The 25,507-nt window shown below is 48.3% G+C and carries 27 protein-coding genes and 1 tRNA gene; 9 read left to right on the forward strand and 19 right to left on the reverse strand.

Annotated features, from left to right (window positions below; all coding sequences use genetic code 11):
- Positions 1-200: 200 nt before the first annotated feature.
- Entirely contained in the window at positions 201-1,373 is a 1,173-nt protein-coding gene (locus tag AC4BAN_RS14480; protein WP_490565125.1) for an AIR synthase related protein, read from the reverse strand.
- A gap of 161 nt (positions 1,374-1,534) precedes the next feature.
- Here AC4BAN_RS14480 and AC4BAN_RS14485 point away from each other — a divergent pair, with 161 nt between their 5' ends.
- Positions 1,535-2,089 (forward strand): hypothetical protein, encoded by a 555-nt coding sequence (locus AC4BAN_RS14485; protein WP_490565126.1) that lies wholly within the window; start codon positions 1,535-1,537, stop codon positions 2,087-2,089.
- Between the two features lie 389 nt (positions 2,090-2,478).
- Here AC4BAN_RS14485 and AC4BAN_RS14490 read toward each other — a convergent pair whose 3' ends face one another.
- The 4 genes from AC4BAN_RS14490 to AC4BAN_RS14505 all read right to left on the reverse strand — a co-directional run bounded on the left by AC4BAN_RS14490 (position 2,479) and on the right by AC4BAN_RS14505 (position 7,305).
- On the reverse strand, positions 2,479-4,428 hold the full coding sequence (locus tag AC4BAN_RS14490) for a CHU_0125 family OmpA-like outer membrane integrity protein (RefSeq protein WP_490565127.1): 1,950 nt from the start codon (positions 4,426-4,428) through the stop codon (positions 2,479-2,481).
- A gap of 27 nt (positions 4,429-4,455) precedes the next feature.
- Positions 4,456-4,938 (reverse strand): hypothetical protein, encoded by a 483-nt coding sequence (locus AC4BAN_RS14495; protein WP_490565128.1) that lies wholly within the window; start codon positions 4,936-4,938, stop codon positions 4,456-4,458.
- 64 nt (positions 4,939-5,002) lie between these two features.
- Positions 5,003-5,821, reverse strand: a complete 819-nt coding sequence (locus tag AC4BAN_RS14500) for a (Fe-S)-binding protein (RefSeq protein WP_490565129.1) — start codon at positions 5,819-5,821, stop codon at positions 5,003-5,005.
- A 110-nt stretch (positions 5,822-5,931) separates the two neighbouring features.
- A complete protein-coding gene (locus AC4BAN_RS14505; protein ID WP_490565202.1) occupies positions 5,932-7,305 on the reverse strand; it encodes a 4Fe-4S dicluster domain-containing protein in 1,374 nt (457 codons plus the stop codon).
- A gap of 168 nt (positions 7,306-7,473) precedes the next feature.
- On the opposite strand from AC4BAN_RS14505, the gene AC4BAN_RS14510 reads away from it, so the two are divergent.
- A tRNA-Phe gene (locus tag AC4BAN_RS14510) sits at positions 7,474-7,549 on the forward strand.
- Between the two features lie 134 nt (positions 7,550-7,683).
- On the opposite strand, the gene AC4BAN_RS14515 is transcribed toward AC4BAN_RS14510, so the two are convergent.
- Positions 7,684-8,781 carry a tetratricopeptide repeat protein gene (locus AC4BAN_RS14515; RefSeq protein ID WP_490565130.1) on the reverse strand — a complete coding sequence of 366 codons (1,098 nt, stop codon included), beginning with the start codon at positions 8,779-8,781 and terminating at the stop codon, positions 7,684-7,686.
- A gap of 158 nt (positions 8,782-8,939) precedes the next feature.
- Between AC4BAN_RS14515 and AC4BAN_RS14520 the strand changes: the two genes are divergently transcribed.
- From AC4BAN_RS14520 to AC4BAN_RS14530, 3 genes are read left to right on the forward strand one after another with little or no spacing between them, the layout of a single operon-like run.
- Positions 8,940-9,320, forward strand: coding sequence for a phage holin family protein (locus AC4BAN_RS14520; RefSeq protein ID WP_490565131.1), 381 nt, complete (start codon positions 8,940-8,942; stop codon positions 9,318-9,320).
- On the forward strand, positions 9,317-9,892 hold the full coding sequence (locus AC4BAN_RS14525; RefSeq protein ID WP_490565132.1) for a hypothetical protein: 576 nt from the start codon (positions 9,317-9,319) through the stop codon (positions 9,890-9,892). Before AC4BAN_RS14520 ends, AC4BAN_RS14525 begins: the two co-directional genes overlap by 4 nt.
- Complete coding sequence (locus tag AC4BAN_RS14530) at positions 9,882-10,634, forward strand: phosphoglycerol geranylgeranyltransferase (protein WP_490565133.1); 753 nt, start codon at positions 9,882-9,884, stop codon at positions 10,632-10,634. The genes AC4BAN_RS14525 and AC4BAN_RS14530 overlap by 11 nt, the downstream gene beginning before the upstream one ends.
- Here the strand turns inward: AC4BAN_RS14530 and AC4BAN_RS14535 are convergent.
- The 7 genes from AC4BAN_RS14535 to panC form a co-directional block, all read right to left on the reverse strand.
- Entirely contained in the window at positions 10,631-11,557 is a 927-nt protein-coding gene (locus AC4BAN_RS14535) for an AraC family transcriptional regulator (protein ID WP_490565134.1), read from the reverse strand. The two genes, AC4BAN_RS14530 and AC4BAN_RS14535, sit on opposite strands and share 4 nt — an antisense overlap.
- Before the next feature lie 158 nt (positions 11,558-11,715).
- Positions 11,716-12,855: an acyl-CoA dehydrogenase gene (locus tag AC4BAN_RS14540; protein ID WP_490565135.1), complete on the reverse strand. Its 1,140-nt coding sequence runs from the start codon at positions 12,853-12,855 to the stop codon at positions 11,716-11,718.
- 222 nt (positions 12,856-13,077) lie between these two features.
- A complete protein-coding gene (locus tag AC4BAN_RS14545; RefSeq protein ID WP_490565136.1) occupies positions 13,078-13,758 on the reverse strand; it encodes a zinc metallopeptidase in 681 nt (226 codons plus the stop codon).
- Between the two features lie 15 nt (positions 13,759-13,773).
- On the reverse strand, positions 13,774-14,265 hold the full coding sequence (gene rfaE2, locus AC4BAN_RS14550) for a D-glycero-beta-D-manno-heptose 1-phosphate adenylyltransferase (RefSeq protein ID WP_490565137.1): 492 nt from the start codon (positions 14,263-14,265) through the stop codon (positions 13,774-13,776).
- A gap of 4 nt (positions 14,266-14,269) precedes the next feature.
- Entirely contained in the window at positions 14,270-15,295 is a 1,026-nt protein-coding gene (locus AC4BAN_RS14555; protein ID WP_490565138.1) for a lysylphosphatidylglycerol synthase transmembrane domain-containing protein, read from the reverse strand.
- Between the two features lie 9 nt (positions 15,296-15,304).
- A complete protein-coding gene (gene panD, locus AC4BAN_RS14560; protein ID WP_340408865.1) occupies positions 15,305-15,652 on the reverse strand; it encodes an aspartate 1-decarboxylase in 348 nt (115 codons plus the stop codon).
- A 100-nt stretch (positions 15,653-15,752) separates the two neighbouring features.
- Positions 15,753-16,607 carry a pantoate--beta-alanine ligase gene (gene panC / locus AC4BAN_RS14565; protein ID WP_490565139.1) on the reverse strand — a complete coding sequence of 285 codons (855 nt, stop codon included), beginning with the start codon at positions 16,605-16,607 and terminating at the stop codon, positions 15,753-15,755.
- 137 nt (positions 16,608-16,744) lie between these two features.
- Between panC and AC4BAN_RS14570 the strand changes: the two genes are divergently transcribed.
- The 3 genes from AC4BAN_RS14570 (at position 16,745) to glmS (ending at position 20,822) form a co-directional block, all read left to right on the forward strand.
- On the forward strand, positions 16,745-17,557 hold the full coding sequence (locus AC4BAN_RS14570) for a glycogen/starch synthase (RefSeq protein ID WP_490565140.1): 813 nt from the start codon (positions 16,745-16,747) through the stop codon (positions 17,555-17,557).
- On the forward strand, positions 17,541-18,920 hold the full coding sequence (locus AC4BAN_RS14575; protein WP_490565141.1) for a DUF4270 family protein: 1,380 nt from the start codon (positions 17,541-17,543) through the stop codon (positions 18,918-18,920). The genes AC4BAN_RS14570 and AC4BAN_RS14575 overlap by 17 nt, the downstream gene beginning before the upstream one ends.
- A 66-nt stretch (positions 18,921-18,986) precedes the next feature.
- Complete coding sequence (gene glmS / locus AC4BAN_RS14580) at positions 18,987-20,822, forward strand: glutamine--fructose-6-phosphate transaminase (isomerizing) (protein WP_490565142.1); 1,836 nt, start codon at positions 18,987-18,989, stop codon at positions 20,820-20,822.
- Between the two features lie 90 nt (positions 20,823-20,912).
- Here the strand turns inward: glmS and AC4BAN_RS14585 are convergent, their stop codons facing one another.
- On the reverse strand, positions 20,913-21,590 hold the full coding sequence (locus tag AC4BAN_RS14585) for a 3-hydroxyacyl-CoA dehydrogenase family protein (RefSeq protein WP_490565143.1): 678 nt from the start codon (positions 21,588-21,590) through the stop codon (positions 20,913-20,915).
- Between the two features lie 47 nt (positions 21,591-21,637).
- On the opposite strand from AC4BAN_RS14585, the gene AC4BAN_RS14590 reads away from it, so the two are divergent.
- Entirely contained in the window at positions 21,638-22,018 is a 381-nt protein-coding gene (locus tag AC4BAN_RS14590) for a RidA family protein (protein WP_490565144.1), read from the forward strand.
- Between the two features lie 52 nt (positions 22,019-22,070).
- On the opposite strand, the gene AC4BAN_RS14595 is transcribed toward AC4BAN_RS14590, so the two are convergent.
- The 5 genes from AC4BAN_RS14595 to AC4BAN_RS14615 form a co-directional block, all read right to left on the reverse strand.
- On the reverse strand, positions 22,071-22,358 hold the full coding sequence (locus AC4BAN_RS14595; RefSeq protein ID WP_490565145.1) for a hypothetical protein: 288 nt from the start codon (positions 22,356-22,358) through the stop codon (positions 22,071-22,073).
- A 145-nt stretch (positions 22,359-22,503) separates the two neighbouring features.
- Positions 22,504-22,893, reverse strand: coding sequence for a hypothetical protein (locus AC4BAN_RS14600; RefSeq protein ID WP_490565146.1), 390 nt, complete (start codon positions 22,891-22,893; stop codon positions 22,504-22,506).
- A 202-nt stretch (positions 22,894-23,095) separates the two neighbouring features.
- Positions 23,096-23,347: a hypothetical protein gene (locus AC4BAN_RS14605; protein ID WP_490565147.1), complete on the reverse strand. Its 252-nt coding sequence runs from the start codon at positions 23,345-23,347 to the stop codon at positions 23,096-23,098.
- Positions 23,348-23,385: 38 nt separating this feature from the next.
- Positions 23,386-23,856, reverse strand: coding sequence for a hypothetical protein (locus AC4BAN_RS14610; RefSeq protein WP_490565148.1), 471 nt, complete (start codon positions 23,854-23,856; stop codon positions 23,386-23,388).
- Between the two features lie 7 nt (positions 23,857-23,863).
- Positions 23,864-25,381 (reverse strand): hypothetical protein, encoded by a 1,518-nt coding sequence (locus AC4BAN_RS14615; RefSeq protein ID WP_490565149.1) that lies wholly within the window; start codon positions 25,379-25,381, stop codon positions 23,864-23,866.
- Between the last annotated feature and the right edge of the window lie 126 nt (positions 25,382-25,507).

Genomic DNA, 25,507 nt, shown 5'->3' on the forward strand with positions numbered 1-25,507 from the left:
TATACTTCCGAGAATTTCAATTATTGTGCCAGTGTTTTAAAAGTAAGTGATAAACTACAGTGGCCTGAATCCCGGCCTTATGCTAACCCTGCCTGTAGGCTTGTCTGCTTTTGTTTGAATAGTACCCAACATTCCCTACAAAAAGAGCAGCCCCAGGTTCTGCACCTGTGGCTACTCAAAAGTATAGGTTTATACTTTGCTTACCCTGCGTAGTAGAACTCGCCTTTATCGCTTTTAATAGTAAGTTCGTTGTGTTCGCTTGCTTCTACACGGCCAATGATCTGCGCCTCCACGCCAAAAGATTTTGAGATGTCGACCAGGCTTTGGGCGTATTCCTCCGGCAGGTAGATCTCCAGGCGATGGCCCATGTTAAAGACTTTGTACATCTCTTTCCAGTCGGTGTGGCTCTGCTCCTGTATAATGCGGAACAGCGGCGGCACCGGGAACAGGTTATCTTTGATGATGTGCACCTTATCAGTGAAATGCAGCACTTTGGTTTGAGCGCCTCCGCTGCAGTGCACCATGCCATGTATGTTTTGGCGATGCTGCTTTAATACCTCCAGCACAACGGGTGCGTAGGTGCGGGTTGGCGAAAGCACCAGTTTGCCTATTTCCATACCGGTTTCCTCATCCAGGTCGGTTAGCTTGTGGCTGCCGGAATATACCAGGTCGGCGGGCAGTTCCGGATCGTAGCTCTCCGGGTAGGAGGCCGCCAGGTATTTATGGAACACATCGTGGCGGGCCGAGGTGAGGCCGTTGCTGCCCATGCCGCCGTTATACTCTGTTTCATACTTAGCCTGCCCATAAGAGGCAAACCCCACGATCACATCGCCGGGCTGAATGTTGTCGTTGGAAATCACCTCATCGCGACGCATGCGGGCCGTAACGGTGCTGTCCACGATAATGGTGCGCACCAGGTCTCCTACATCGGCTGTCTCGCCGCCGGTGCTGTAAATGCCCACGCCGTTTTCGCGCAGCATCTGCAGCACCTCTTCTGTACCGTTGATAATGGCGGCAATCACCTCGCCGGGTATCAGGTTTTTGTTTCGACCGATGGTGGAGGAAAGCAGGATGTTATCGGTTGCCCCCACACACAGCAGGTCGTCGGTGTTCATCACTACGGCATCCTGGGCTATACCTCTCCACACGCCCAGGTCTCCGGTTTCTTTCCAGTACATGTAAGCCAGCGACGATTTAGTACCCGCCCCATCGGCGTGCATGATGGCACAGTAGTCAGGGTCGCCAGTAAGTATATCGGGGATGATCTTGCAGAACGCTTTCGGGAAAAGCCCTTTGTCGATGTTCTTGATGGCGTTATGCACATCTTCTTTAGAGGCAGAAACGCCGCGGCGCAAATATCTATTTTCTTCCATAGCTGTGGATGATTTGCTTACAAATTTAACAAACGGAATGGCAATAGCGACAGCAGCGGCTATTAATTATGCATTCCTGCATAATTTCTGATGCCAGTTGCAACGGTTTCATCTGCGCCGGGGTCTCGAGTATAGATGTATCACCATAATTACATATAACTATGAAAACCAAACTGCTGCTCCCGCTGCTGGGTGCCTTCGCTATTTTCGCTGTGCCTGTTTTAGCACAGGATGCCGTTCCTACGTCTAAACCAACAGCCACGGCTCCTTACAGGACATCCGTAGGTTTACGTTTTTCACCTTCCGGCAGATATGGTACTGACCTTACGCTTACTGCAAAGCATTTTATCAAACCAGAATCCGCTATGGAGGCACAGGTCGGATTTACCAATTACAACAGAGGGTATCAGGCGACTTTACAGTATGTATGGCAGCCGCAGTTGCTTACATCCAACCGGCTGAGGCCTTATGCCGGCATCGGCCTTGGGGTAACAGGCACTGAATTTAACCGCTATGGAGAGCAACAGCCTTTAGCCACTAACCTGATAGGCGTAGCAAGCATTGGCATAGAGTATACATTCCCGAAAGTGCCGGTTACCTTGTCTCTGGACTACCGGCACGCTTTCGCCGGCTATAAAACCGACCCAATTAAAGATGTACCGCTTAACCGATTTAACAATGTTGGCTTAAGTGTAAAGTATAGTTTCGGGAGGTAACTTTGGTTTTTTTAATCAGGATGTGCAGGACTAGTGGATAGGCAGGGTTGTTTTGCGGCACCGGGTCCAACCACCCCCGCCCCTCCTTATCCAAGGAGGGGAGTTTTTTCTACTCATCATACTTCTTTGCGTTTACTTAACTACAACAAGTTATTACTACTAAATGAAGAGGAGAAAAAAGAGCTTGAATATTAGAGTGCTCCGCTTCGAGAATAAAGAAGTATTCGAACACCTTGAGTCAGTACTACAGCGCATTAGAAGCGCCTTTGGTAAATAAAGTTCCCCTCCTTATTCAAGGAGGGGAAGGGGTGGTTGGACCTGGTACTTCCGAAACAAAAAGAGCCGCACAAGTATAAACTTATGCGGCTCTTTTTGTAGCGCTACACTGATTACTCTTGTATACGCACTACTTTAAATTCGGTGCGGCGGTTGCGCTGATGTTCTTCTTCGGTGGTGGCGTTCTTAACCACTAGCCTGCTCTCGCCATAGCCCCTTGCCGTAATGCGGGAGCGGTCTATGCCTTTCGAGATGATATACTCCACGGCAGACTCGGCACGGCGCTGCGACAGATCCTGGTTATAGGCGTCGCTGCCGCGTGCATCGGTGTGTGAGCTAAGCTCTATCGAAATGCCGGGGTTATCGGTGAGTACCTGTACCAGTTTGTCCAGTTCCTGGGCTGCATCCGGCCGAATGTCGGCTTTGTCGTAGTCGTAGAAGATGTTCTCCAGTACTATGGCCTTTTCTTTCACTATCTCGTTCAGCACTAGCGTAGCCGTCAGGCGCACCTCGTTCTCCTCCTCAGTGAGCTCCTCCTGCCTGGGCATTTTACCTACCGTGCTGATGCGCTGGCGGGCCGTAAAAAAGCCGGGTTTCTCGGCTATCAGAAAGTAGGTAGCGGCCGTGTCCAGTGCAAAAGTAAACTGGCCATTTTCACCTGTTTTCGTGCTACGAATGGCGTTACCAGCCTCATCCTGTAAGGTTACCTCATGGCTAGGCACTGCTGCGCGTTGCTTGGCCCCTTCGCGCAGCTGGAAAAGCATGCCATCCAACACGAAGTTCACCCGCTTGCGCGCAGACTTGGAGAGGGCATACAGGTCGTCTCCTCCTTTGCCGCCTTCCCGGTTAGAAGAGAAGAAGCCTTTGTTCTCGTTTTGCAGAAAGATGCCAAAGTCGTCGCCGGGTGAGTTGATGGGCTGCCCCATGTTAACGGGCTTACCATCTTCTATCTTAAACAGATCCAGATTGCCTAAACCAGGCAAACCATCCGAAGCAATGTAAAGCGTACCATCCGGACCAACCGAAACAAAGCTTTCGTTGCCTGCGGTGTTGATGGATGGACCTAAATTTTCGGGAGTAGAGAAGCGGCCGTTTCCATCAATAGTTGATTTGTAGATGTCATTCCCGCCCAGGCCTCCCTTGCGGTCAGAGGAGAAGTATAAAGTTTTGCCATCCGGAGAGAAAGCCGGGGATGAATCCCAGGCGCGGGTATCGTTGATGCTCAAAGGCTTTGGCTCGCTCCAGGCACCTGACCGGAAGAAAGAGATGAACAGGTCCACGTTCTGGCGGCCTTTCTTGGTGCCCTCGTTGCTGCGTGCGAAAACCATGGTGCGGCCCTCGTCGGTAAAGGTCGGCAGCGCATCGTGCATCCCCTCCAGATTAATGTTCTCATACTTGCGCACGTTACGCCCTATCGCTGCAACAGAGTCTGTAAGTGGTGTGGCAAAAATGTCTATAAAGCCTTCGCCGTTGCCCAGGTATACTTTGCCTGCACCGCGCGTGGATGAGAACACCAGATCATTGTTCAGCACGTACGGCGCAAACTCCGACCCTTCGGTGTTCAGGGCTTCCAGGTTTTGTATCTCGTAGCGTGGCGCTTTATCACGTATACTTTGTACGGTGCTGAAGGTCTCTATCTCACGGGCAGCTCTTGCTTTTAACCCAGGATTTGAGCCAAACTTCACATAGTCCTGGAACTGGCCGCGTGCTTTGTCATACTTGCCGTTCGCCTTCAGGGCCAGTCCGTAATAGAAAAAACCATCTTCTTTTCGAAAGTTGGCATCCAGGGCGGCCTTATAGTACGGCTCAGCTTCTGACAACCGGTTAGAAAGGCGGTAAGCTTCCGCGATTTTATAGTTTACCTCTCCTGGGTTCGCTGCATTTTCGAGTCCTTTGGTATAGTACTGAATAGCCCGCTCATACTGCTCCTGCTCAAACCGCTTATCACCTTTACTGATATTTTTACCCGCCCCGCAGGAGCCCAGAAACAGTGCCAGCAGCAGTAGCAGTGCAGCTAGTCTAAACTGATGCGCAAGATGCCCGATATATAGCGTTTGAAGCATGAACAAGTGTGGTTAGTGTTTGCTTTATCAGAAATATTTGGAGAGCCAGCTAGTGCCGGCAGGCCGTGGCCATGCCTGTTGCAGCTCTCCATAATTATTTATTAAAGTATCGAAGTATAAGGTATGTTGCTCTATCTCTTTTGCCGCCACTTTGCTTTTCAGGTCGCTTAGATTAACCTGCTTCACTTCACCCTCTTTTAAAAAGGCCAGCTTTGTACGGTCAAAAAATGAAACCCTGAGCCGCTGCTCCAGCTCCCGCACAAAACGCACAGAGGCATCAATGGAACAGCCACTAGCCGATGTAGCCGACTCATTATTTGCCAAAACCAGAAACTGGCCATAAAGCAACTTTGCAGATGCCTGCAAGCCTTTCCCGTGGCTACTCCACTCCGTAGCAAAACGCTCCAGAAGCGGTTTTATTTCGCTTTGCTCCGCCTCGGTTAACGGCCTGTCGGCCTGGTAAATCCAGAGGCGCGCATGTGGCGGCAATTCGTCAAACGGAATATACATAGTAATGGTTAAATAGGTAAACTATTGTGTGGCTACACAGTTGATGATGAAGCCACGTAACAGTTTATTTAGTTAAGCCTTCGGCCTGTGCGATCAGTTCAGCTATGTCGAAAACTCTTACGTTTTCTTCCTGCTCCTTGTTCTTCACGCCATCGTTCATCATCACCATGCAAAAGGGGCAGGCAGTGGCAATTACCCCTTCGCCGGCACCCAGCGTTGCCAGCGCTTCTTCGGTACGCTCTATGTTGATGTCTTTTTTACCCGGCTCCGGCTCTTTAAACATCTGGGCACCTCCGGCACCGCAGCAAAGGCCGTTGGCGCGACTGCGTTTCATTTCCACCAGATCAGCATCCAGGGCAGCCAGCACTTCGCGCGGCGCCTCGTAAATATCGTTTGCACGCCCCAGGTAGCAGGAGTCATGGTAAGTGATGCGCTTTCCTTTAAAGGCCTCGCCACCCTTTACGTGCACTTTGCCCTCGTTTATCAGCTGCTGCAGGAACGTGGAGTGGTGGATCACCTCGTAGTTGCCCCCCAGGTCGGGGTACTCATTCTTGATGGTGTTAAAGCAGTGGGGGCAAGCCGTCACGATCTTCTTCACGTTATAAGCGTTCAGCACTTCGATGTTGGTAAGCGCCTGCATCTGGAACAGGAACTCATTGCCGGCACGCTTGGCCGGGTCGCCGGTGCAGCTTTCTTCGGTGCCCAACACGGCGTACTTCACACCTACATGCTCCAGTATCTGCACAAAGGCGCGGGTTACTCTTTTATAACGGTCGTCGAAGGCGCCTGCGCAACCCACCCAAAACAGGATCTCCGGCTCTTCGCCATTCGCGGCCAACTGGGCCATGGTAGGCACCTTTACTAATCTTTTATTCTCTTCCATCTGGTTATTTAAAAAGGACAAAGGACTGTTTGACAAAAGACAAAGGAATACAACACATAATTATCTTCCCTAGCAAAGGTCTTTCGTCCTATGTCTAAAAGTTCTTTTGTCTAGTTTTTCGAAGGTACATAAAGCTCGTCGGCCCAGTTAAAGCGGTCGGCTGGCGAGAAGGCCCACGGCGCACCGTTGTTCTCGATGTTGGTGAACATGGCGTTCAGCGAAGCCGGCGCTGCCGACTCCTCCAGCACCAGGAAACGGCGCAGGTCCATGATAGTGGACAGCTGATCGATGTTTACCGGGCACGACTCTACACAGGCGTTGCAGGTAGTGCAGGCCCAAAGCTCTTCAGGCGTGATATAGCCGCGCAACAGGGTTTTCTCATCGGTTACCTCCACGCGCTCCACACCCATTTCTTTATAATGGTTAGGGTGATATATAGCAGGGTGTTCTCCTTTCTCCTCCATCCTGTCGCGGGTGTCCATCACGATCTTGCGCGGCGACAGGAGCTTGCCCGTTATGTTGGCCGGACAAACGGATGTGCAACGGCCGCACTCGGTGCAGGTATAAGAGTCCATGAGCTGTTTCCAGGTCAGGTCTTCCACGTCTTTGGCGCCGAAGCGCTGAATAATCGGGTTTCCTTCGGCATCCATCTCCGGAGCGGGTGGCTGGTAGCTTGGGTCCAGCATGGCCTTGATCTCGTGCGTGATGGTTGGGTTTGTGGTGAACTTGCCCTTCGGTAACAGCTTAGAGAAGTACACGTTCGGGAAAGCCATGATGATATGGAAGTGCTTGGAGCTTGGCAGGTAGTTCATAAAGGCCAGGATGCCCAGAATGTGGAACCACCAGCCCACACGCCCAATGATGCGCAGGGCATCCGGGTCGCTGCCCAGGGCATTCACAAACAGCGAGCTCACCGGGAAGGCCCCGGCCAGGTGCGTGCCCCTCAGTTGGGCCAGCTTCAGGTCAGAGATATTGAAGGCAAACAGGGCGATCATGAGCACGATCTCAGTGATCAGGATCAGGTTGGCATCCAGCTTCGGCCAGGCACGCATTTCCACCCCGTTAGACAGGCGCGGCACATGCGTTACATTGCGGCGCCACAAGAACATGGCGCAGGCCACAATCACAAGCGCGGCCAGTATTTCGTTTACTGCCATCAGGCCGCTGTATAGGATACCGGCAAACCCCAGTATCCGGTGCGTTCCAAAAACCCCGTCGATCAGTATTTCCAGCACCTCGATGTTGATGACCAGGAAGCCTACATAGACAAAAAGGTGCAACACAGCCGGCAGCATGCGCTTGAACATCTTCTGCTGGCCAAAGGCCACCAGCAACGTTTTCTTGATGCGTTCGGCAGGATTGTCTTCCATTTCCAGGTCGTGGCCCAGGAGCACGTTTTTACGGATCTTGCGGATCTGCCATACAAAAAGGCCAATACCCAAGGCAGCTACAATCAGAAAGATGATATTCTCTAGTCCTATTATCACAGCAATTTATTCGTTATACATACTAATTGGTATATAAAGATAGCAGATTAATGAGAAACATGTACGCCAGCGCACTTTTTAAAAATATTTTTCTCGAGAATGCTTGCTACTTAAAAGTTAGTTACTACTTTTGCATACCCTTACGAAAGGGAAACAACAAGAGCTGGTGATGTAGCTCAGTTGGTAGAGCAAAGGACTGAAAATCCTTGTGTCGTTGGTTCGATTCCAATCATCACCACCAGCACAACCCTCTCCTTAACCGGTGAGGGTTTCTTGTTTTTATAGCCTTTCATTAAGCTGCTCTTTACTACACAACCGATCAAACAGTTACTCCTGCACTTTCCTTTATATAGCATCAAAGCGGATGCACCCGTCTCAGTCCTGGCAATTAGCCCTCAGTTCCAGCAGGGCAGCAGAATAGCCCAACTGGTAGGCTTTGTAAAAATGCACACAGGCCGAGTCAGACATTTGCTGCTCCTGTTCTGTGCGGCCCAACAAGTACAGCGCCCTGCCATTCTCCTTATCCGAATAAAGCACCATCCTGTAATCCTGCTCCGCCGCAACGTAGTCTTTCAGCTTATAGTACCCAAAGCCCCGGTAGGTCAGGGCGTCCACCCAATCCGGACTGCCCGCTTTCTCGTGTTGGAGCATGGTTGTCAGGTCCTCTATGGCCCCCTCATATTTATGCAGGAAGAACAACCGCACCTCTCCCCGGGCCAGGTACGCGCGCCAAAGCTCCTCGTTCAGGCGAAGGGCGCGGGTGAGGTCTTCTTCCGCTTGCTCATACTTGGCTAGTTGTTGGTAACTGCGGCCACGCATGAGGTATACTTGGGCCGAGGGACTCTTCCGGAGAGCCATTGCCTGGTTGAGGTCGTTTAGCGCTGCCGGGTAATTCTCATACACGTCCAGTTCTATCTGAGCCCTGGCCTCGTAAGCGGCGGCGTTGTCGGGCATAAACTGAATGGCATCGGATAGCAGGCGGTGCGCGCTACTATATTTGCCATCTTCTATATATGTTAAAGCAGTTTTATACTTATCTTCACCCGTCACCTGGTCCATAACCACTTTCAGCAGCAGGCTGAAAGTGAGCAGACCGGCAACAAAAGAGACGGTGATGTACCAGTCTTTGCGCGAAAAGCGTTTTTCTTCGCGCCTGATGGGGCGGTAATGCCTCTCGGAAACGCCTGCCGGCTCACGGGTGTGGGCATAGCGGGCATCCGGCTGGTAGGTTTGCTGCCGCACGCGCCTCTGCTCCTGCTGGTATTGCAACCGCATATCGTAGCGCACCCGTTTGCCGGGGTTCCCCAGGGTTTGGTAGGCTGTGTTCACCAGCTTAAACAACTCCTCGGCCCTGGCATTGCCCGGGTTTCTGTCAGGGTGGTATTTAAGCGCCAGTTGCTTATAAGCCACCTTCACCTCCTGCGAAGAGGCCCCCGGACTGATACCCAAAATATGGTAGAAGTTACGTTCCAATCAGGTAAAAATCTAATAAAGATCAGGTTTAAAATTAGCTAAAAACAGTCAATATACGTCAATTACCGTACTACACTTTTGTTAAGGCGTACTTAACGTAAATATTTACATCTACCCCACGTATACACAAAAAGCATAAAAAAAAGCTGCATCATACTATGGATATACAAGACAACGGCACTCGCGAAAAGAGCAATAACCTCATCGAGAATTTAATGGGTTACATCGATACCCGTATTGATATCATACGATTGGAAATACAGGAAAAGCTAAAAGCGACTTTTGTAAGTCTGATCCATGTGGTACTGCTGGGTGTAATTGCCTTCATGTGCGTTATTTTTGTGAGTATTTTTTTAGGCCTGTTGCTCAACGAGCTGCTTGACAGTTCTTTCTGGGGCTTTGGCATAGTGGCTCTGATCTATATCATCTTACTGATTGTGCTGGTAGTAGGGCTTGATAAGAAGGTATTTGAAGACATCGCCGATAAAACATTTGACAACACAATTTATAAGTCTGACAAAAGAGAGAAAAACATATGAGTGAATTATCAAATCCGCTGTTCGATAACGAGCGGGAGTTTCTGGAACGACAAAAGGAAGAATACAAAAATGCTTTGATGGGTGATGTAGACCACATCAAAACACAAGGCCAGGAGATCGGGAAAAAGGTAGCCATGGCAGGCGGCGTTTTAATGGCAGGTTACTTGCTAAAGCGCCTGTTCAGCGGCAGCGAAAAAAAAAAGGCAAATAAGCCCGGAAAAATAAAAAAGAATAAGAAGCCCGAGTATCATGCCATTCCGGTAACAGCTCAAATGGCCGGTTACGACTCGTTTGTGCACGAACAGGAAGACGGTTACACGCTTTCGTCGGAGCGCATGCCGCATGCGGCACAGGGCAGCCGCTCAAAAAAAAAAGCTAAAGGCATCCTCGACTCAGGCGTTGCAAAAGTAGTTTCGTCGCAGGCTGCGGCGCTGTTGCTGCTGTACATAACGAAAAAGGTGGATGAACATCTTAATAGTGTCTCTAAAAATAGCGATATTGCGGCAGCCCCTGTAGCGGCTACCACAAGAACCACTAGCGAGTACATTGTTCCAAAAGAAGATGCCATTTAAAGACCTTCGCCAAAAAAAGCATATTTCAGGCAGAAAACACTTTGCTGTTTTGCTCGATCCGGATAATCTCACAGAGACCTCTTGCCTGCAGGTGCTCTCTATGAGCGAAACGCACCAGGTCGATTTCTTTTTTGTAGGCGGCAGTCTGATCACATCTGACAACCAGACAGCGATCATTAAACTCATCAAGGATAACAGCAAGATCCCTGTTATCCTCTTTCCCAGCAATAGCCTCCATATCGACAAGCAGGCAGATGGCATTCTGCTGCTTTCCCTGATCTCGGGGCGCAACCCCGATTTTCTGATCGGGCAGCACGTGGTATCTGCCCCCATTCTGAAGGACAGTCAGCTGGATATTTACCCAACCGGATACATGCTGGTGGATACGGGCCGGCAAACCACTGCGTCTTACATGAGCGGCACAACCCCTTTGCCTTACGATAAACCAGCTATAGCTGCCTGCACGGCCCTGGCCGGTGAGATGCTTGGCCTGCGCTACATTTACATGGACGGAGGAAGCGGCGCCATGAAACCCATTTCCCCTGAAATGATAGCGGCCGTACGCAAGGCCGTTGATGTTCCTTTGATTGTAGGTGGCGGCATTGATACCCCCGAGAAAGCTAAAACAGCTTTGCACGCAGGAGCAGATGTGCTGGTGGTAGGTAACCACATAGAAAAAAACCCCGGCTTTTTGGCCGAGGTTTCTCATCTTGTTGCTTCGTATAACGTAGCCTTAGCTTAGATATTCATCGCTGACTCACGTCGGCGCATCTTACCTGCTGGTATACCAAACATCATCTTAAAGCGACGGCAGAAGTAAGCGGTATCTTTGTAGCCCACCTCTTTCCCGATCTCGCGGATACTCTTCTTGGTAGTGCGAAGCAAGAACACGGCACGCTCCATACGCTGGTACTCAATGTAATCTTGCGGGTTAATGCCTGTCAGCATTTTAAAGTACTGCCCTACATAATCCTCGGATACATTGGCCACGTTAGAGAGCACTTTATTCGATAAGTCGCCACCCAGGTTCTCCTTGATGTAGTTGAACAGGTCGATGAGGCGAGGATCTTTAAAGTATGTGCTGTTTGTAGCTAACTGCTCAACAAACATTCTGTTTCTCAGGATGTGACGAACGATCTCTACCACAATGTTCTCTGTGTAGATGTTGATCAGGCGTTCTTTTCCTGGCAGTTCCTGCATGCTCTCCTCTACAACTTTGATAACCAGGTTGGCTAACTTGTTGTTATTCGAGATCAGGAAGGCAGGCAGATCCAGGGAGGCAAAGAAGTTAACCGAGTCAAAAACCTTTGCCTCGAAGCTCACAAAGCTGTGGCTTTCCTCTGCGTCTCCGATCAAATCCAGATCGTTGTTATTTTTGAAAAACTTCTCTTTGTTCGTGATCAGATCATCGTTAGAGATCGTCTTTCCTTCTCCGGCAGGACCGTACGTAACTCGTGTACTGCGTCCACCTGGTATAAACAACAACTCGCCTTCTTCAACCATTTGCTCTTCGTCCCCAAAGAAGATGCTACCTTTATGAAGCAGGATTAAGTTATTGCCTACATCGTAGGAGTTGCGAACCGTAAACGGCTGCTGCAACACCAGATTCTTTGCTTTAATGAACCGCACCCCAAGCGATTCAATAATTTTATTGTAATCTTCCATGTGTGTTACCAACTAACTTTTATACTATAAACCCTTAATTATGGCCTAAATCTAAGACTAATCTTTATAAAATTCAAAATTATTTAAAAAATTAATTTTAATTCAGAAAATTCTATTCTTAGCTTAAACAACATGGAAACAATGTTTTAATGGTATTTCTACTTCAGCAGTTCTCTCGAAATTACTATTTTCTGTATCTCCGAAGTGCCTTCGTAAATCTGTGTTATTTTGGCATCGCGCATTAAACGCTCTACATGGTACTCTTTCACGAAACCATAACCACCATGAACCTGAACAGCTTCCACAGTTGTTTCCATCGCTACTTTTGATGCAAAAAGCTTCGCCATAGCGCCCGACTTGGCATAATCTGCGTGCGTATCCTTATCGTGTGCCGCCTGAAGGCACAGCAGGCGCGCCGCCTCAATGTTTGTGGCCATATCGGCCAGCTTGAACTGGATAGCCTGGTGCTTGGCAATCTCTACGCCGAACGCCTTACGCTCCTTGGCATACTTCACGGCCAGCTCATAGGCTCCGGAGGCAATGCCCAGCGCTTGTGAAGCAATCCCGATCCGTCCGCCGGCAAGGGTAGCCATCGCGAACTTAAAGCCAAAGCCATCTTCGCCAATTCTATTCTCCTTTGGTACTTTAACGTCAGTAAACATTAAAGAGTGCGTATCTGAACCACGAATACCCAGTTTGTTCTCTTTCTGGCCAATAACAAAGCCGTCCATGCCGCGCTCTACAATCAGGGCGTTAATGCCGCGGTGTCCTTTTTCGACGTCGGTCTGCGCGATAACCAGGTACACCGAAGCCGTGCTGCCGTTGGTTATCCAGTTTTTAGTGCCGTTAAGCAGGTAATAGTCTCCTTTGTCTTCGGCGGTGGTGCGCTGTGAGGTGGCATCGGAGCCTGCCTCAGGCTCCGAAAGGCAGAAAGCACCGATAATCTCGCCGGTAGCCAGCTTGGTGAGGTACTTCTGCTTTTGCTCCTCTGAGCCGAACTGCTCAATTCCCCAGCACACCAAAGAGTTGTTCACAGACATGACAACAGAAGCCGAGGCATCAACTTTGGAGATCTCCTCCATGGCCAGCACATAAGAGATAGCATCCATGCCGCCGCCGCCGTATTTCGGGTCAACCATCATTCCTAAGAATCCAAGCTCTCCCATCTTCTTGATCTGCTCTGTCGGGAATTTTTGATGCTCGTCGCGCTCAATAACCCCTGGCAGCAGCTCAGTCTGTGCAAATTCGCGTGCAGCAGCTTGTACTGCCAAATGTTCTTCTGTTAATTGAAAGTTCATGCTTATCTATGTTAAGAATGATGTAATCGATATATGCGTGCAAAATTAGAAAATACAATTGTATTAAATCAACCAGGTATACTATAATTTGTTATGCCTGCCGAATAATTATGCCTGAGCAGGTGCCATTTGCCAGCTGGTTAGTGTGGCGCTAAACAAAAAACGCCTCCTGTGTGAAAACCACAGGCGGCGTTTTTTTAAGCTATACTTTGCCAGGTTGCATTAGTTGCGGCGACCCATTAAAATAGATACGTAATAGAGCAGGGTAGCCAACGAGCCCAGTGCCGCCACTACATACGTCAGGGCAGCCCACTTCAGGGCGTCTTTTGCCATGGCGTGCTCTTGTTTCGTTACAACGCCGCGCTGGTCTATCCAGGCAAGCGCGCGCTTGCTGGCGTCGAACTCTACGGGCAGGGTGATAAAACTAAAGATAGTGGTGAGTCCGAACAGCGCCACGCCAATTGCAAGCGGGACGGGGGTAGCCTGTATCATCAGGATACCGATCAGGATAATCCATTGCATGTAGCGGGAGGCAATGCTGAGGGCCGGTACCATGGCCGATCGGAACTTCAGAAACGCGTAAGCCCTGGCGTGCTGCACCGCATGGCCGCACTCGTGTGCCGCCACTGCTGCGGAGGCGGCACTGCGCCCCTCATACACATACTCGCTCAGGTTTACAGTTTTATCCGAGGGGTTGTAGTGGTCGGTCAATCTCCCTGCCACCGACATCACCTTTACATCCGTGATCCCGTTATCCTGAAGCATCATCTCCGCAATCTCGCGGCCGCTAAGGCCCGAGCTAAGCGGCGTTTGGGAGTACTCTTTAAACTTGCTTTTTAAGCGGGCACTCACGGCCATGCTTATCAGCAAAAAGGCGATACCTATAATATATATTCCTGCCATGGCTTTGCGTATGAATTAAACGTGTTTTTTAGTATTCTCTATTTTTCTAACGATGTTCGTGGTAGAATAACCTTTAACGAGCGGTACTGTTTTCACTTCGCCACCTGCCGCCATTACTGCCTCGTGCCCCACAATCTGCTCCGTGCTGTAATCATCGCCCTTCACCAAAATATCGGGCTGAACCGCTTTGATAAGTTCCAGGGGCGTGTCCTCGCTAAAGAGCACCACAGCATCCACAAACAAAAGGGATGCCATAACCCGCGCCCGCGACAATTCGTCCTGCAGTGGCCGGTCCGGTCCTTTTATACGGCTGATGGAAGCATCTGTATTAAGGCCCAGCACCAATTTATTGCCAAGTTGTCGTGCTTTTTCCAGGTAGTCTACGTGGCCGAGGTGCAGCAGGTCGAAGCACCCGTTGGTGAACACGACCTTATCCCCTTGCGCGCGCCAGGCCTGTAGCTGCTCTAGCAGTTGCGCTACTGTTACGATCTTATCACTTGAGAGCATAAGCTTAGGTATTGATTTGAGCGGGCTGCCCCGTTGGTTTTGCATGCCGTTGCAACACACTGCCTAAAAAGCTGGCCACTCCCATTAAAACGACTAAAAGCGTCTGGGAAGTATGCACGAGAAGCGCGTAGGCCATACCTGCCTCTTTGGGCACCCCGTACAGCAGCAGTGTTGCCTGCACGAGCAGGTGGTACACCCCCACGCCGCCTTGCACGGGCGCCGCCATCCCCAGGCTCCCGACTACCAGTATCGAAAGACCCGCCCCCCAGCCAAGGTTACTGGTGGCCGGCATGGCATAAAAAACAACGACGCTCATGCCATAGTACATCAGCCACACAAAAAAAGTGTGGCCCCAGAAAGCCGCCTGGTTATCGAGCTTGCCAATACTGAAGATGCCCTGCAGCATCCCCTTAAAAAAGACCGCCGCCTTTTGGTAGTAAGCATTTTCGCGCAGGCGGCTCAGGTAGCGGAGCACCAGGACCAAACCGAGCACCGCCGCGCCCATAAATACCCAGAAGACCCAGTAAAGCGAACTCATTGCCGCTGCCAGGTTGGTGTACTTATCAGAGAAAAGGCCTAGAAAAAAATCCCGTATCCGGTTAAACTCTACCAGGAAGGTAATGCCAATGGCCAGCAACAGCATCAGCATGTCAATAAAGCGCTCTGCGATCACGGTGCCGAAGCCCGTGTTCACCGGCACGCCATCGGTGCGTTTCAAGATACTGCACCGCACCACCTCGCCCATGCGGGGCAGCACCAGGTTGGCCAGGTACCCAACCATCATGGCCCGGTAAGTATGCAGTAAGGAAGGGTGGTATCCGGTTGGTTTAATCTGCATGTGCCAGCGAAGCGCACGGCTAATATAGGCCGTTATCCCCATTACCAGCGAAACGCCTACCCACAGGTAATTGGCGTTGCGCAGCTCTGCCCACATTCTCTGAAAATCCAGCTCCTTAAGCGCATACCACATTAACAGGGCAGATACGCCAAGCAGTACCGCATATTTCAGAACCGAAAGCAGTTTTTTCATGCAGCAGGTTTAAACCAGGCGATTATGCTGATCCGGGAAAACAAGCGTTGGGGTATGGCTTTTGGCATCCTCGAACTTAATGCTGCAGTAAGAGATCACGATCACAATATCCCCGACCTGCACCTTGCGGGCGGCCGGGCCATTGAGGCAAACGGTGCCGGTGCCCCGCTCTCCTTTTATCACATAGGTCTCGAAGCGCTCGCCGTTGTTGATGTTAACGATCTGTACTTTTTCATTCTCCACCACGTTGGCGGCGTCCATCAGGTCCTCGTCTATGGTGATGCTGCCTACATAATGCAGTTCGGCCTGTGTTACCTTGCAACGGTGGATTTTGGATTTTAAAACCTCAATATACATGGTTCTTTCTGTAATAAAGCGCAAAGTTAGAGAATTGCCTGCACATTAGCTATCCACGCGGGGGGGGCTGCCTGACGATTTCCTACGTTCTGCTAACATTTTACTGTTCCTTAAAATTCACCAGCAGGTTGTCTATTAACCGTACAGGCCCCACAAAGGCAGCCAGGCAAAGCGCTACCTCCTGCCCCCCCGTAAGTTGCTGCACCGGTTGCAGGGTGGTTGCATCGGCTATCTCAAAGTATTCCACCTCCACCTGCTCCAGGCCGCTCAGGAAATCAAGCACCTGGTTTTTAACAGCTGGCAGGGGTTGCCGCCCCAAATGGCTTTCTGCCAGTTGCAAGGCCTTGTACAGGTTAGCGGCAAGCAGGCGCTGCTCGGCATTGAGTCGCTTGTTCCTTGAGGACATGGCCAGCCCATCCTCTTCCCGAACGGTGGGGGAACATACCAGCTCCAGGTCGAAGCTCAGGGCCTGTATCAGTTGCTTCACGATGGTTACCTGCTGCAGATCCTTTTGGCCAAAGTATGCCTTGTGCGGCTGCACATAATGGAAGAGTTTACTGACAACAGTGGCAACGCCGTTGAAGTGCCCGGGCCGGTGCGCGCCCTCCATCACTGCCTCCAAGGGGCCGAAACTAAATTGAAGCAGCGCTTGTTGAGGATACACATCCGCCGCACTTGGGGCAAACAGGTAATCGCAGTTGACAGACGCTAACAGCGTGATGTCCTGCTCCAGGGTGCGCGGATACAGTTGGTAATCATCCGGGTTGTTGAATTGTGTGGGGTTAACAAAGATGCTGCAGATGGTGACCTCGTTCTCCTGGGCAGAAGTACGCAGCAGCTGCAGGTGCCCCTCATGCAGCGCACCCATGGTGGGCACAAAGCCGATCCGCTTTCCGCCACAACGTAGCGCCTGCACCTTTTCGCGGATGGTGCTAACCTGCTTTATAACTTCCATGTAAACGGTAAACTTTAGAGGTGCCTGCTCAGAACCGGCAAATGTAAGTTAGAACGCATTAAATTGAAAATTAGAATAAAAAATGCTAATTTTGCACGTCCTATTACTGTTGCTTATTAATTTTTAACCCAATACCCATGTCTAAATTGCGAATCCTATACGCTGCCACCGAGATCAATCCTTTCTTACAAACCACTAAAGTAGCAGAATTTCTCCAAACGCTACCACAGGGAATGCAGGAACGGGGAATGGAGATTCGTATCTTTGTCCCACGATTTGGCCTGATAAACGAGCGTAAGAACCGTTTGCATGAGGTGGTTCGCCTGTCGGGCATCAATATCGCGGTAGGCGAGGAGGAGAAACCATTGGTCATTAAAGTGGCCTCTATCCCGAATGCCAAATTACAGGTTTATTTTATTGACAACGAAGACTATTTTCACAGAAAATCCGTTTTCGTTGACAAGAACAACAAATTTCACCAGGACAACGACGAACGGGCTATCTTCTTCTGTAAAGGTGTGCTCGAAACTGTTAAAAAATTAGGCTGGGCACCAGACATTGTGCATTGCAACGACTGGATGACAGGTTTAATACCCATGTACCTGAAAACGACTTACAAGAAAGACCCTATTTTTAAGGATTCTAAGTCGATGTTTACAGTGTATAACCATAATTACAAGCACCAGTTTGATGGCAACCTGCTGGAAAAGGTGAAAATGCTGGATATCGATGATAGCATGCTCTCGAACCTGAAATCTGCGGACCTGGATAGTTTTCTAAAGATCGGAATGGAATATGCCGACTCGGTAATTAAAACGAACGAGGACTTCAGCGAGAACATCGACGCCCTTTTTAATGAGTACAAGCAAACCAACAGCATCAGTACTGTTTGTGCCGACGACACCCTGTTAGACTCTTACTATAACCTGTATAATGAACTTAGCCGTTAGAAGATTTCTCTTATTCTTCTTTTCTATCGCCACCCTTGCCTCCTGCGACGACCCAACTGAGATTGGTATTGAGCTTCAGGATGAGAACCAAATAGGCACAGATTTTACTGACACCCTTACGATCAACACGGCCACCGTGCTGTTAAGCGACTCTTTGTTGTCGTTTAAGGTGCCGCCTACGCAGGCTGGCAAGCTGGTAGACCCGGTATTTGGCGCCCTGCAAGCGACCACCTTTACCCAGGCTACCTTAGGCGGGGCAGATGTGAAGTTCGGTGATAACCCCGTGCCAGACTCGTTGGTTCTCACGCTGGACTACAGCTATATATACGGCGCCAAGAACCAACCCCTGACACTGCAGGTTTACCGGTTAACGGAAGGTTTTAACGAAAAAGCCTCTTACTTCACCAGTTCTACGCTGCCTACTGAGGCCATGCCTTTGGGCTCAACCACATTTGTGCCCAAGTTGCTGGAGAAGAAAAAGTCGTTTGCTGACTCTACCTCGGCTCAGAAGCTGGTTAAGATCAAGCTCAACCAACGCTTTGTGAATGAGCTGGTGGCACAGTCTGGCCAGACAGCGCTGAAAACGCAGGCTGATTTCAATAATTTTCTGAAGGGCCTGGCCATTGTTCCGCAAGGAGACCCATCCAGCATCCTGACGATCAACCTGAACGCCGACAGCACCAAGCTGGTCTTGTTTTACAAGAATGGCGCCGACAAGAAGAAGCATACTTTCCGGTTTGCCCAAACCAACACGATCAACTTCTTCACAAAGTTTGAGGGAGACCGTACCGGTACTGCCGTTGCCACCCTGGATGAGAACGCCGAGTTATTGCCCTCCAGCCAGACAGGCGGAGAAAGTTATATCCAGAACAACACCGAGCTGGTAACGAAGTTAACATTTCCATACCTTCAGAAATTCAGGGAGGCGAACCCATCCGTTATTATTAACAAGGCAGAGTTGATCGTTCCGGTTAAAGCAGCTTCTACTGGCTTCTTGCCCGCTCCGCCCCAGCTGGTGCTTTACCAGACCAACGACACGAACCGTATCCTGAAAAACGCTAACGGTTCGCCACTATCTGTGCAACAAAACAGAGTAGGCGCTTTGGAGAGCACGGCTTTCACTTTGCCGCTTATATTTGACACCAGCAGAAACAGGTACACCATTGACATTACCTCTTATTTTCAGGCGATGTTGTTAGGCAAAAAGCCGAATACGGGCCTGTTGCTGGCCCCTGCTTCGGTAAGCGCAAATCAGAACGGGTCTTTTCAGATCATTCCTGACGTTAGGCCCAACAGAGCCATTATTACTAATACGCCTGACAGCAAGGTAAAGCTAGTGGTGTATTACTCAAAACTTGATTAGAATTTTATTGTATTTAAGATAAATAGGTACCTTTGCGGGTACCTATTGTTTTTTTAAGAAGAAAATATGTGTGGAATTGTAGCATATGTAGGGCACAGAGAAGCCTGCCCGATTATAATTAAAGGTCTCAAAAGACTAGAGTATAGAGGTTACGATAGTGCTGGCATCGCCTTAATGAATGGTGGCCTTAGCGTTTATAAGAAAAAAGGCAAAGTGGCGGAGCTGGAGGCCTTTATCGCTGACAAGGACACACACAGCAACATTGGCATGGGCCATACACGCTGGGCAACACATGGCGAGCCTAACGACGAGAATGCACACCCCCATTATTCTACCTCCAAAAATATTGCGATCATTCACAATGGCATCATTGAGAATTACGCGTCTTTAAAGAAATTATTGATCGGTAAAGGCCATACTTTCCATTCAGACACCGACTCGGAAGTGTTCATTAACCTGATCGAGGACATACGTGTGAACAACAACTGCACCCTGCCGGAGGCAGTGCGCCTGGCCATGCACGAAGTAGTGGGTGCGTATGCCATCGTGGTGCTGTCAAAAGACAGCCCCAACCAGTTAATTGCCGCCCGCAAAGGCAGCCCGTTGGTGGTAGGCGTTGGAGACGGCGAGTATTTCCTGGCTTCCGATGCAACCCCCATCATCGAGTACACCAACGATGTGATCTACCTGAATGATTTTGAGTTGGCAGTGGTCAACAACGGTGAGCTGGAGATACGCACCAAAGAGGATGTGAAGCAAACGCCATACGTGCACCGGTTGGAGATGGCCCTGGAGTCAATCGAGAAAGGTGGCTACGAGCACTTCATGCTGAAAGAGATCTACGAGCAGCCCCGCTCTATCCTGGACAGCATGCGCGGCCGCATGGTGGCCGAGAACGGGCACCTGATGATGGGTGGCATACGTGAGTATGAAAATAAATTTGCCAATGCAGAGCGCATCATTATTGTGGCCTGCGGCACGTCTTGGCATGCCGGCTTGGTAGCCGAGTACCTGATCGAGGACCTGGCACGGGTACCTGTAGAGGTAGAGTATGCCTCAGAGTTCCGTTACCGAAATCCGATCATTACGGAGAAAGATATCGTGATCGCCATTTCACAGTCCGGAGAAACAGCGGATACGTTGGCAGCCATTGAACTGGCGAAATCAAAAGGCGCCACTATTTTTGGCATTTGCAACGTGGTGGGTTCCTCTATTGCCCGTGCCACCGATGCCGGTGCATATACCCATGCGGGCCCGGAGATTGGCGTTGCCAGCACCAAGGCCTTCACGGCACAGGTGACGGTACTTACCATTATTGCCATGATCATTGGCAGCAAGCGCGGCGCTTTAGAAACAACCAGGCTGCGCCAGATGATCGTCGAACTGGAGAACATTCCTGCCAAGGTAGAGAAGGCTTTGCAGCTGAACGAGCAGATTGTGGAGATTGCCGAGGTGTTTAAAGATGCAACCAATTTCCTGTACCTGGGCCGAGGCTATAACTTCCCGGTTGCCCTGGAGGGTGCGCTTAAGCTAAAGGAGATTTCCTATATACACGCAGAAGGCTACCCTGCCGCTGAAATGAAGCACGGCCCGATCGCTTTGATCGACGAGCAGATGCCAGTGGTGGTAATCGCGACAAAAGACAGCTCTTACGAGAAGATCGTATCTAACGTGCAGGAGGTAAAGGCCCGTAAGGGTAAAGTTATCGCCATTGTAACGGAAGGCGATACGACAATCCCATCCATGGCCGATTATGTGATTGAGATTCCGGAGACAAGCGAGCACCTGATGCCTTTGCTTTCTGTGATTCCACTGCAGTTGCTTTCGTACCACATTGCGGTAATGCGCGGCTGCAACGTAGACCAGCCACGAAACCTGGCCAAGTCGGTAACAGTAGAATAACGCTTATCTGTTGATATAAAACAAAAATGGGAGCCCTGCAGCTCCCATTTTTGTTTTATAATCCTTTCTGCTAAAAGAAAGGTAGCATAACTATAGTGCTTCGCCTCGCAGGTACTGTGTTTTCAGCAGTGGGCATACCTTGTATCTTTCTTCCTTCGTATCCTCATAAACAGCCTGCAGCACCTTGTAAACATTTTCGATGCCGAGCTGGCTTGCCCACTCAAAAGGGCCTTTCGGGTAGTTGGTGCCGAGTTTCATGCCCTGGTCTATATCCTCCATGCTGGCTGTGTTCTCCTGCAAAGTATAAAATGCTTCGTTAATGATCATGCAGATCATGCGCGGCGTAACCATTCCGACACGATCATCCACCAAAAGGTAATCGGTGCCTAACGCATTACATACTTCTTTCAGCTTCTGCTCTCCTTTCTTATTTAGCAGGCTTACCTCCAGTACCGTGCGATTGAAAAGGGTAGGCAGTCCGTTGAAACCAATTAAGGTGCAGGGCTCCTTCAGCTCGCTCTGATGAACAAGAGAAGCCAGTTGCATAGTTGCGGCATTGCAAAACACGATTTGTCCCGGCGCATACAGGCTTATCCGCTCAAGTTGCTCATGCAGCAAAAAATCAAACACAACATCGGAGGGGTCTAGTTGCTCATCCAAAAGGCTGTGGCTGTTCAGAAAAGTATAGCTTATCTCTTCTTTACCCTCCGGGAACTTCTGCTTGAATTCGGCGGCCATTTCGGGGCCAGATAAAACAACTATGTGCATATTTCTGTACTTTTGATGGTAAAGATACACATTTAAAAGAATCTACTATGGCACATACCATCATCAACTCATCTAAAGCACCTGCCCCCATCGGGCCTTACAGCCAGGCAACCCTAGCCAACGGAACACTATACGTTTCAGGTCAGATAGCCCTGGACGCCGACAGCGGAAACCTGGTGAACGACAGCATTGAGAATGAAACGCACAAAGTAATGCAGAACCTGCAGGCTATACTTACCGAGGCCGGTATGGATTTCAGCAACGTGCTCAAGTGCACCATCTTCGTTAAAGACCTGAACAACTTCGGAAAGATAAACGAGACATACGGCAGCTATTTTACCAGCAACCCGCCTGCCCGCGAAACCGTGGAGGTAAGCCGCCTGCCAAAAGATGTGAACGTGGAGATTTCCTGTATTGCGACGAAGTAAACTTTTCTAAACAAAAAGCCTCCCATTAAGGAGGCTTTTTGTTTTTCTCATTCTAATGTATGCCCTCACAGTTCACAAGTGGCCTGTCATCTTCCCCTAGTACAAAGTCAACAACAACAGAATCCCCCTTGCTAAAATCAAAAGGCATTGTTTCTACTGTTAAATAGCCTAGAGCAGCTACTTTTAACTGGTGCTTGTTATCTAATCGCCTAACCTTAAAGCTAGCCTGATTTTGCTGTGTTTGTATCTTTTGGCAACCATAAGCTACGCTCAAAGGCATAGGTGCGTTCCCTCCTGCTTCATCTTTCACCTTAACTGTAACCCAGGCGCTGTCAGGCATTGTCGTACTGCTCTTAAACCAACTCCAGCTGTACCCACCTTTGCTGTAAGTAGAATGCTGTGGTGCAGATAGCCTATGATTGCAAGCCGCCAGTACACAGACTACAACAAGACAAAACACATTTTTTATGCAGTATGGGCACAGGTTAACGCAGCGGCTCGGGATCATCTTTCAGATATAGTTTTACATAAACAGAATCGCCTTTTGCTACGGTAAGCTTATCTAGAACAGTTTGCAGCTTAGAAACATATTTGCCTTTAATTATAAAATTGCCAGGCTGAACAGTTATTGTTGTATCAGCTAACTTATTTGTAGGATCAATAGCTACATTATTGATAAAATAGAAAGCTGGTGCTCTTTCTTTTTTATCCTCAAAGTGAAAGGAGCCTATAGTTATGTAACTTCCGCCGACTTTCGATTTATATTTTTGTACGTTATGTGTAGGTCCCTGAGGAATAGTTATGATACTGCATGAACAAAAAGCGATCACCATAAGCATGTTTTCATATATAAATATGTTTTTATTGATCCGCATTAACCTAGTACTGTGATAATTAATAACAGGTCTGGTTTCGAATTCAGCCAGACCTGTTAACTTTCATTTAATTCGTATAATAAAAGGTAAATCCCACTTCCAGTTCCCCTTTAGTAGCTCTGTAGGGGTTGTACTTCAGATCGAATTCTGGCTGATACCAATCATGATCATAAAGAACAGTATCTACTACACCCGGGTACAATTAATATTGATTCAATAAAGCCGTATCATCTAAATTGCCTTGCACATTAATCTTTAATTTGTTTACAAACTTCTCATGCTGTGCAGGCATGCTTACATTGTAAGTTTTAGTCTCATTTACTTCACTAATCTTAACTGAAATTTCTTCCTGATCAAGAGCCATAAGACTACTCTTCCCATAAAAAATAATGTATATAATAGCGCTTAGTACAACTGCTACGAACAACCAAATAACCTTTCGATGTTGCTTCATGTTAAAGATAGTGGTTTGTATAACAGATTTTTTCCTAGCTACTGATTGTCTATAAATGAATTTGTAAACTTGACGTTATATAGCATATATTTTCCTTGTTTCTGTTCGCAGGGTTCCAAAAAATACAAGTTATACTTCTCATTAAATTCTAAATCATACTGCTTAAGGATCTTTACCAGCTCTTCAAAACTAATGAGCTTAAGCTTTTTATACGCTGATTTTAATACTACTCTCGGAGGCTCAGAAGTTTCGCCCACTTCTGGATTGTTATGTCCAAAAAATGAAAGCGAGCCATCTATATGGCAGTCACATCTTATCAAGAAGCCATAGTTTGTGGATTTTCTTGTTGTTTCGATAGTAACGGTACGCTCGAATACATTTTTTTTATAATCAATACGTCCCTTATCCAACTCAAAATATAGATTTTCCTTTTCCGGCGCCTGTCCTTTTACACCTAATCCCCATACAAGTAGAAACCAGATGATAAATATAAATTTTACTACTTTCATATCTTAATTAATTACAACCATCTACTGTGCCTGTCTTTAATAACATCTCCTGCTCTAATATTGCATCTTGCTCTTCCTTTGAAAGCTTTGTAAATGCCTCTGTACCGCGTAGTCCATTCCATGCTACGGCTTTATAAACATCAAGCGTGATGTAGGAGTCATTCTTTATATCCGGTGTGTTGGCCTCCACATAGTCTTTTATACCTAATGCTATGTCAGTAATAAGTATATCTGCAATTAAATTATGCTGTGCAATGCTATTTTCTTCTGACGTGTATACATGGTTATTATCTATAACCTTTACATACTTGGTATAATAATCAAATAAATCATTAAAATTAGTATTGGTGGCGTACTGACTTAAATTGCCCGGCCCGCCAATGGAAATAAGCTTTTGCGCCAAGTAAGCGTGTGCCATTTCTTGTATAAAAGTACCTGCAATTTCCCAGGAAGGCCTGTTAAGTCTGGAACTGTTTATATAAATGGTCACATTGGTGCTGCCAATTGTGTAGGCGGTAGTCCCATTTGCAGGATTACCCTGGCTATCTGTAAGGTTAGATATAAGTTTAAATATTACATTATACTTGGTACTACTCTGAAACTCCGTTAGAAATGTGTCGTAACCATGATTGCCTTCATCTACTTTATCATATATACAATTAGTTGTTGGATTCTCAGTTATTGATTCATCAGCAATAACTTGTACTAAGGGTAAAATTTTATCCTCAATCTCATAAAAGCAACCATGTACTGTGTCGCCACAGTCTTCATAGGTCCCATCTGAGCCACCGCCTCCTGAAGTGCCACCTCCACTTGTACCACCTCCTCCGTAGACACCGCCACCGCCGCCTCCATCACAAGAAGTTTCATAAGTTATATCGGTAAGCTGCGATCCAGAATATACGGATGAACCATCTGGATAAATCTGGTACCAGTCGGTATAGTGATATGTTTTAACAGTATAACAGTCTGGTTCCATTCTTGCAGATTGCAGAAAACGCGTTTGCTCTTCTGCTTTCCGCTGGCTCAAAGTGCCTTTAAACTGCCCCTCCAGGTAATTGCCAACTATAGTCTTTTCCCCATCCTCATTAAAGTAGTAGGATCTACCTGAATACTTTCCTAAAGCGGCAAGCGAGAGGCCTGGCGTTTTGTGCGTGTTCTTCTCTACCAGCCTGACATTATAGAAGTCAATTTTATTTTCTCCGGGTACAGCAATTATCTTATAAGTAGTGTATATATTCAGTTGTTTCCTATTCTGCTCAAGCACATTGGGGTTAAAGTTATCGAGCCACTCAATATTATACTCATAAAACTCTGCCTCCAGCTCCTGAGAGTAACCTTTAACAGGATTTGCCCAGTCTACCTTAAAATTATAGGGTATAACCTTTGCAAAGGCCTCTTGGTTAAATACTGCGTTGTGGATCATGGCTGGCTCAGCTGCTTCATCTTTTGCACTTGGCTCGCAGCCAACTATGAAAAGCATCATAACTAAAATGGGGTGCAAGAGGGTAAATTTGTTTTTCATAAATTGTGGATTATAAGTTATCTAATTATTTTATGCGCCTGCATAGTGTCTCAAGCCTAAACTCTAATAGAACACTAACAAAATATCATTAGACAATTTTAATATATATATATAATCCAAATAAAT

The organism is Pontibacter sp. GD13, assembly GCF_058216355.1.

Excerpts from the sequence above, each read along its gene's own strand:
- glmS (WP_490565142.1), top strand. The coding sequence starts at position 18,987 with ATGTGTGGAATTGTAGCATATGTAGGGCACAGAGAAGCCTGCCCGATT.
- AC4BAN_RS14615 (WP_490565149.1), bottom strand. The coding sequence starts at position 25,381 with ATGAAAAACAAATTTACCCTCTTGCACCCCATTTTAGTTATGATGCTT.
- AC4BAN_RS14610 (WP_490565148.1), bottom strand. The coding sequence starts at position 23,856 with ATGAAAGTAGTAAAATTTATATTTATCATCTGGTTTCTACTTGTATGG.
- AC4BAN_RS14525 (WP_490565132.1), top strand. The coding sequence starts at position 9,317 with ATGAGTGAATTATCAAATCCGCTGTTCGATAACGAGCGGGAGTTTCTG.
- AC4BAN_RS14590 (WP_490565144.1), top strand. The coding sequence starts at position 21,638 with ATGGCACATACCATCATCAACTCATCTAAAGCACCTGCCCCCATCGGG.
- AC4BAN_RS14490 (WP_490565127.1), bottom strand. The coding sequence starts at position 4,428 with ATGCTTCAAACGCTATATATCGGGCATCTTGCGCATCAGTTTAGACTA.
- AC4BAN_RS14595 (WP_490565145.1), bottom strand. The coding sequence starts at position 22,358 with ATGCCTGACAGCGCCTGGGTTACAGTTAAGGTGAAAGATGAAGCAGGA.
- AC4BAN_RS14530 (WP_490565133.1), top strand. The coding sequence starts at position 9,882 with ATGCCATTTAAAGACCTTCGCCAAAAAAAGCATATTTCAGGCAGAAAA.
- panC (WP_490565139.1), bottom strand. The coding sequence starts at position 16,607 with ATGGAAGTTATAAAGCAGGTTAGCACCATCCGCGAAAAGGTGCAGGCG.
- AC4BAN_RS14545 (WP_490565136.1), bottom strand. The coding sequence starts at position 13,758 with ATGGCAGGAATATATATTATAGGTATCGCCTTTTTGCTGATAAGCATG.
- AC4BAN_RS14570 (WP_490565140.1), top strand. The coding sequence starts at position 16,745 with ATGTCTAAATTGCGAATCCTATACGCTGCCACCGAGATCAATCCTTTC.
- AC4BAN_RS14575 (WP_490565141.1), top strand. The coding sequence starts at position 17,541 with ATGAACTTAGCCGTTAGAAGATTTCTCTTATTCTTCTTTTCTATCGCC.
- AC4BAN_RS14520 (WP_490565131.1), top strand. The coding sequence starts at position 8,940 with ATGGATATACAAGACAACGGCACTCGCGAAAAGAGCAATAACCTCATC.
- AC4BAN_RS14540 (WP_490565135.1), bottom strand. The coding sequence starts at position 12,855 with ATGAACTTTCAATTAACAGAAGAACATTTGGCAGTACAAGCTGCTGCA.
- rfaE2 (WP_490565137.1), bottom strand. The coding sequence starts at position 14,265 with ATGCTCTCAAGTGATAAGATCGTAACAGTAGCGCAACTGCTAGAGCAG.
- AC4BAN_RS14500 (WP_490565129.1), bottom strand. The coding sequence starts at position 5,821 with ATGGAAGAGAATAAAAGATTAGTAAAGGTGCCTACCATGGCCCAGTTG.
- panD (WP_340408865.1), bottom strand. The coding sequence starts at position 15,652 with ATGTATATTGAGGTTTTAAAATCCAAAATCCACCGTTGCAAGGTAACA.
- AC4BAN_RS14600 (WP_490565146.1), bottom strand. The coding sequence starts at position 22,893 with ATGCGGATCAATAAAAACATATTTATATATGAAAACATGCTTATGGTG.
- AC4BAN_RS14555 (WP_490565138.1), bottom strand. The coding sequence starts at position 15,295 with ATGAAAAAACTGCTTTCGGTTCTGAAATATGCGGTACTGCTTGGCGTA.
- AC4BAN_RS14605 (WP_490565147.1), bottom strand. The coding sequence starts at position 23,347 with ATGAAGCAACATCGAAAGGTTATTTGGTTGTTCGTAGCAGTTGTACTA.
- AC4BAN_RS14480 (WP_490565125.1), bottom strand. The coding sequence starts at position 1,373 with ATGGAAGAAAATAGATATTTGCGCCGCGGCGTTTCTGCCTCTAAAGAA.
- AC4BAN_RS14535 (WP_490565134.1), bottom strand. The coding sequence starts at position 11,557 with ATGGAAGATTACAATAAAATTATTGAATCGCTTGGGGTGCGGTTCATT.
- AC4BAN_RS14585 (WP_490565143.1), bottom strand. The coding sequence starts at position 21,590 with ATGCACATAGTTGTTTTATCTGGCCCCGAAATGGCCGCCGAATTCAAG.
- AC4BAN_RS14495 (WP_490565128.1), bottom strand. The coding sequence starts at position 4,938 with ATGTATATTCCGTTTGACGAATTGCCGCCACATGCGCGCCTCTGGATT.
- AC4BAN_RS14485 (WP_490565126.1), top strand. The coding sequence starts at position 1,535 with ATGAAAACCAAACTGCTGCTCCCGCTGCTGGGTGCCTTCGCTATTTTC.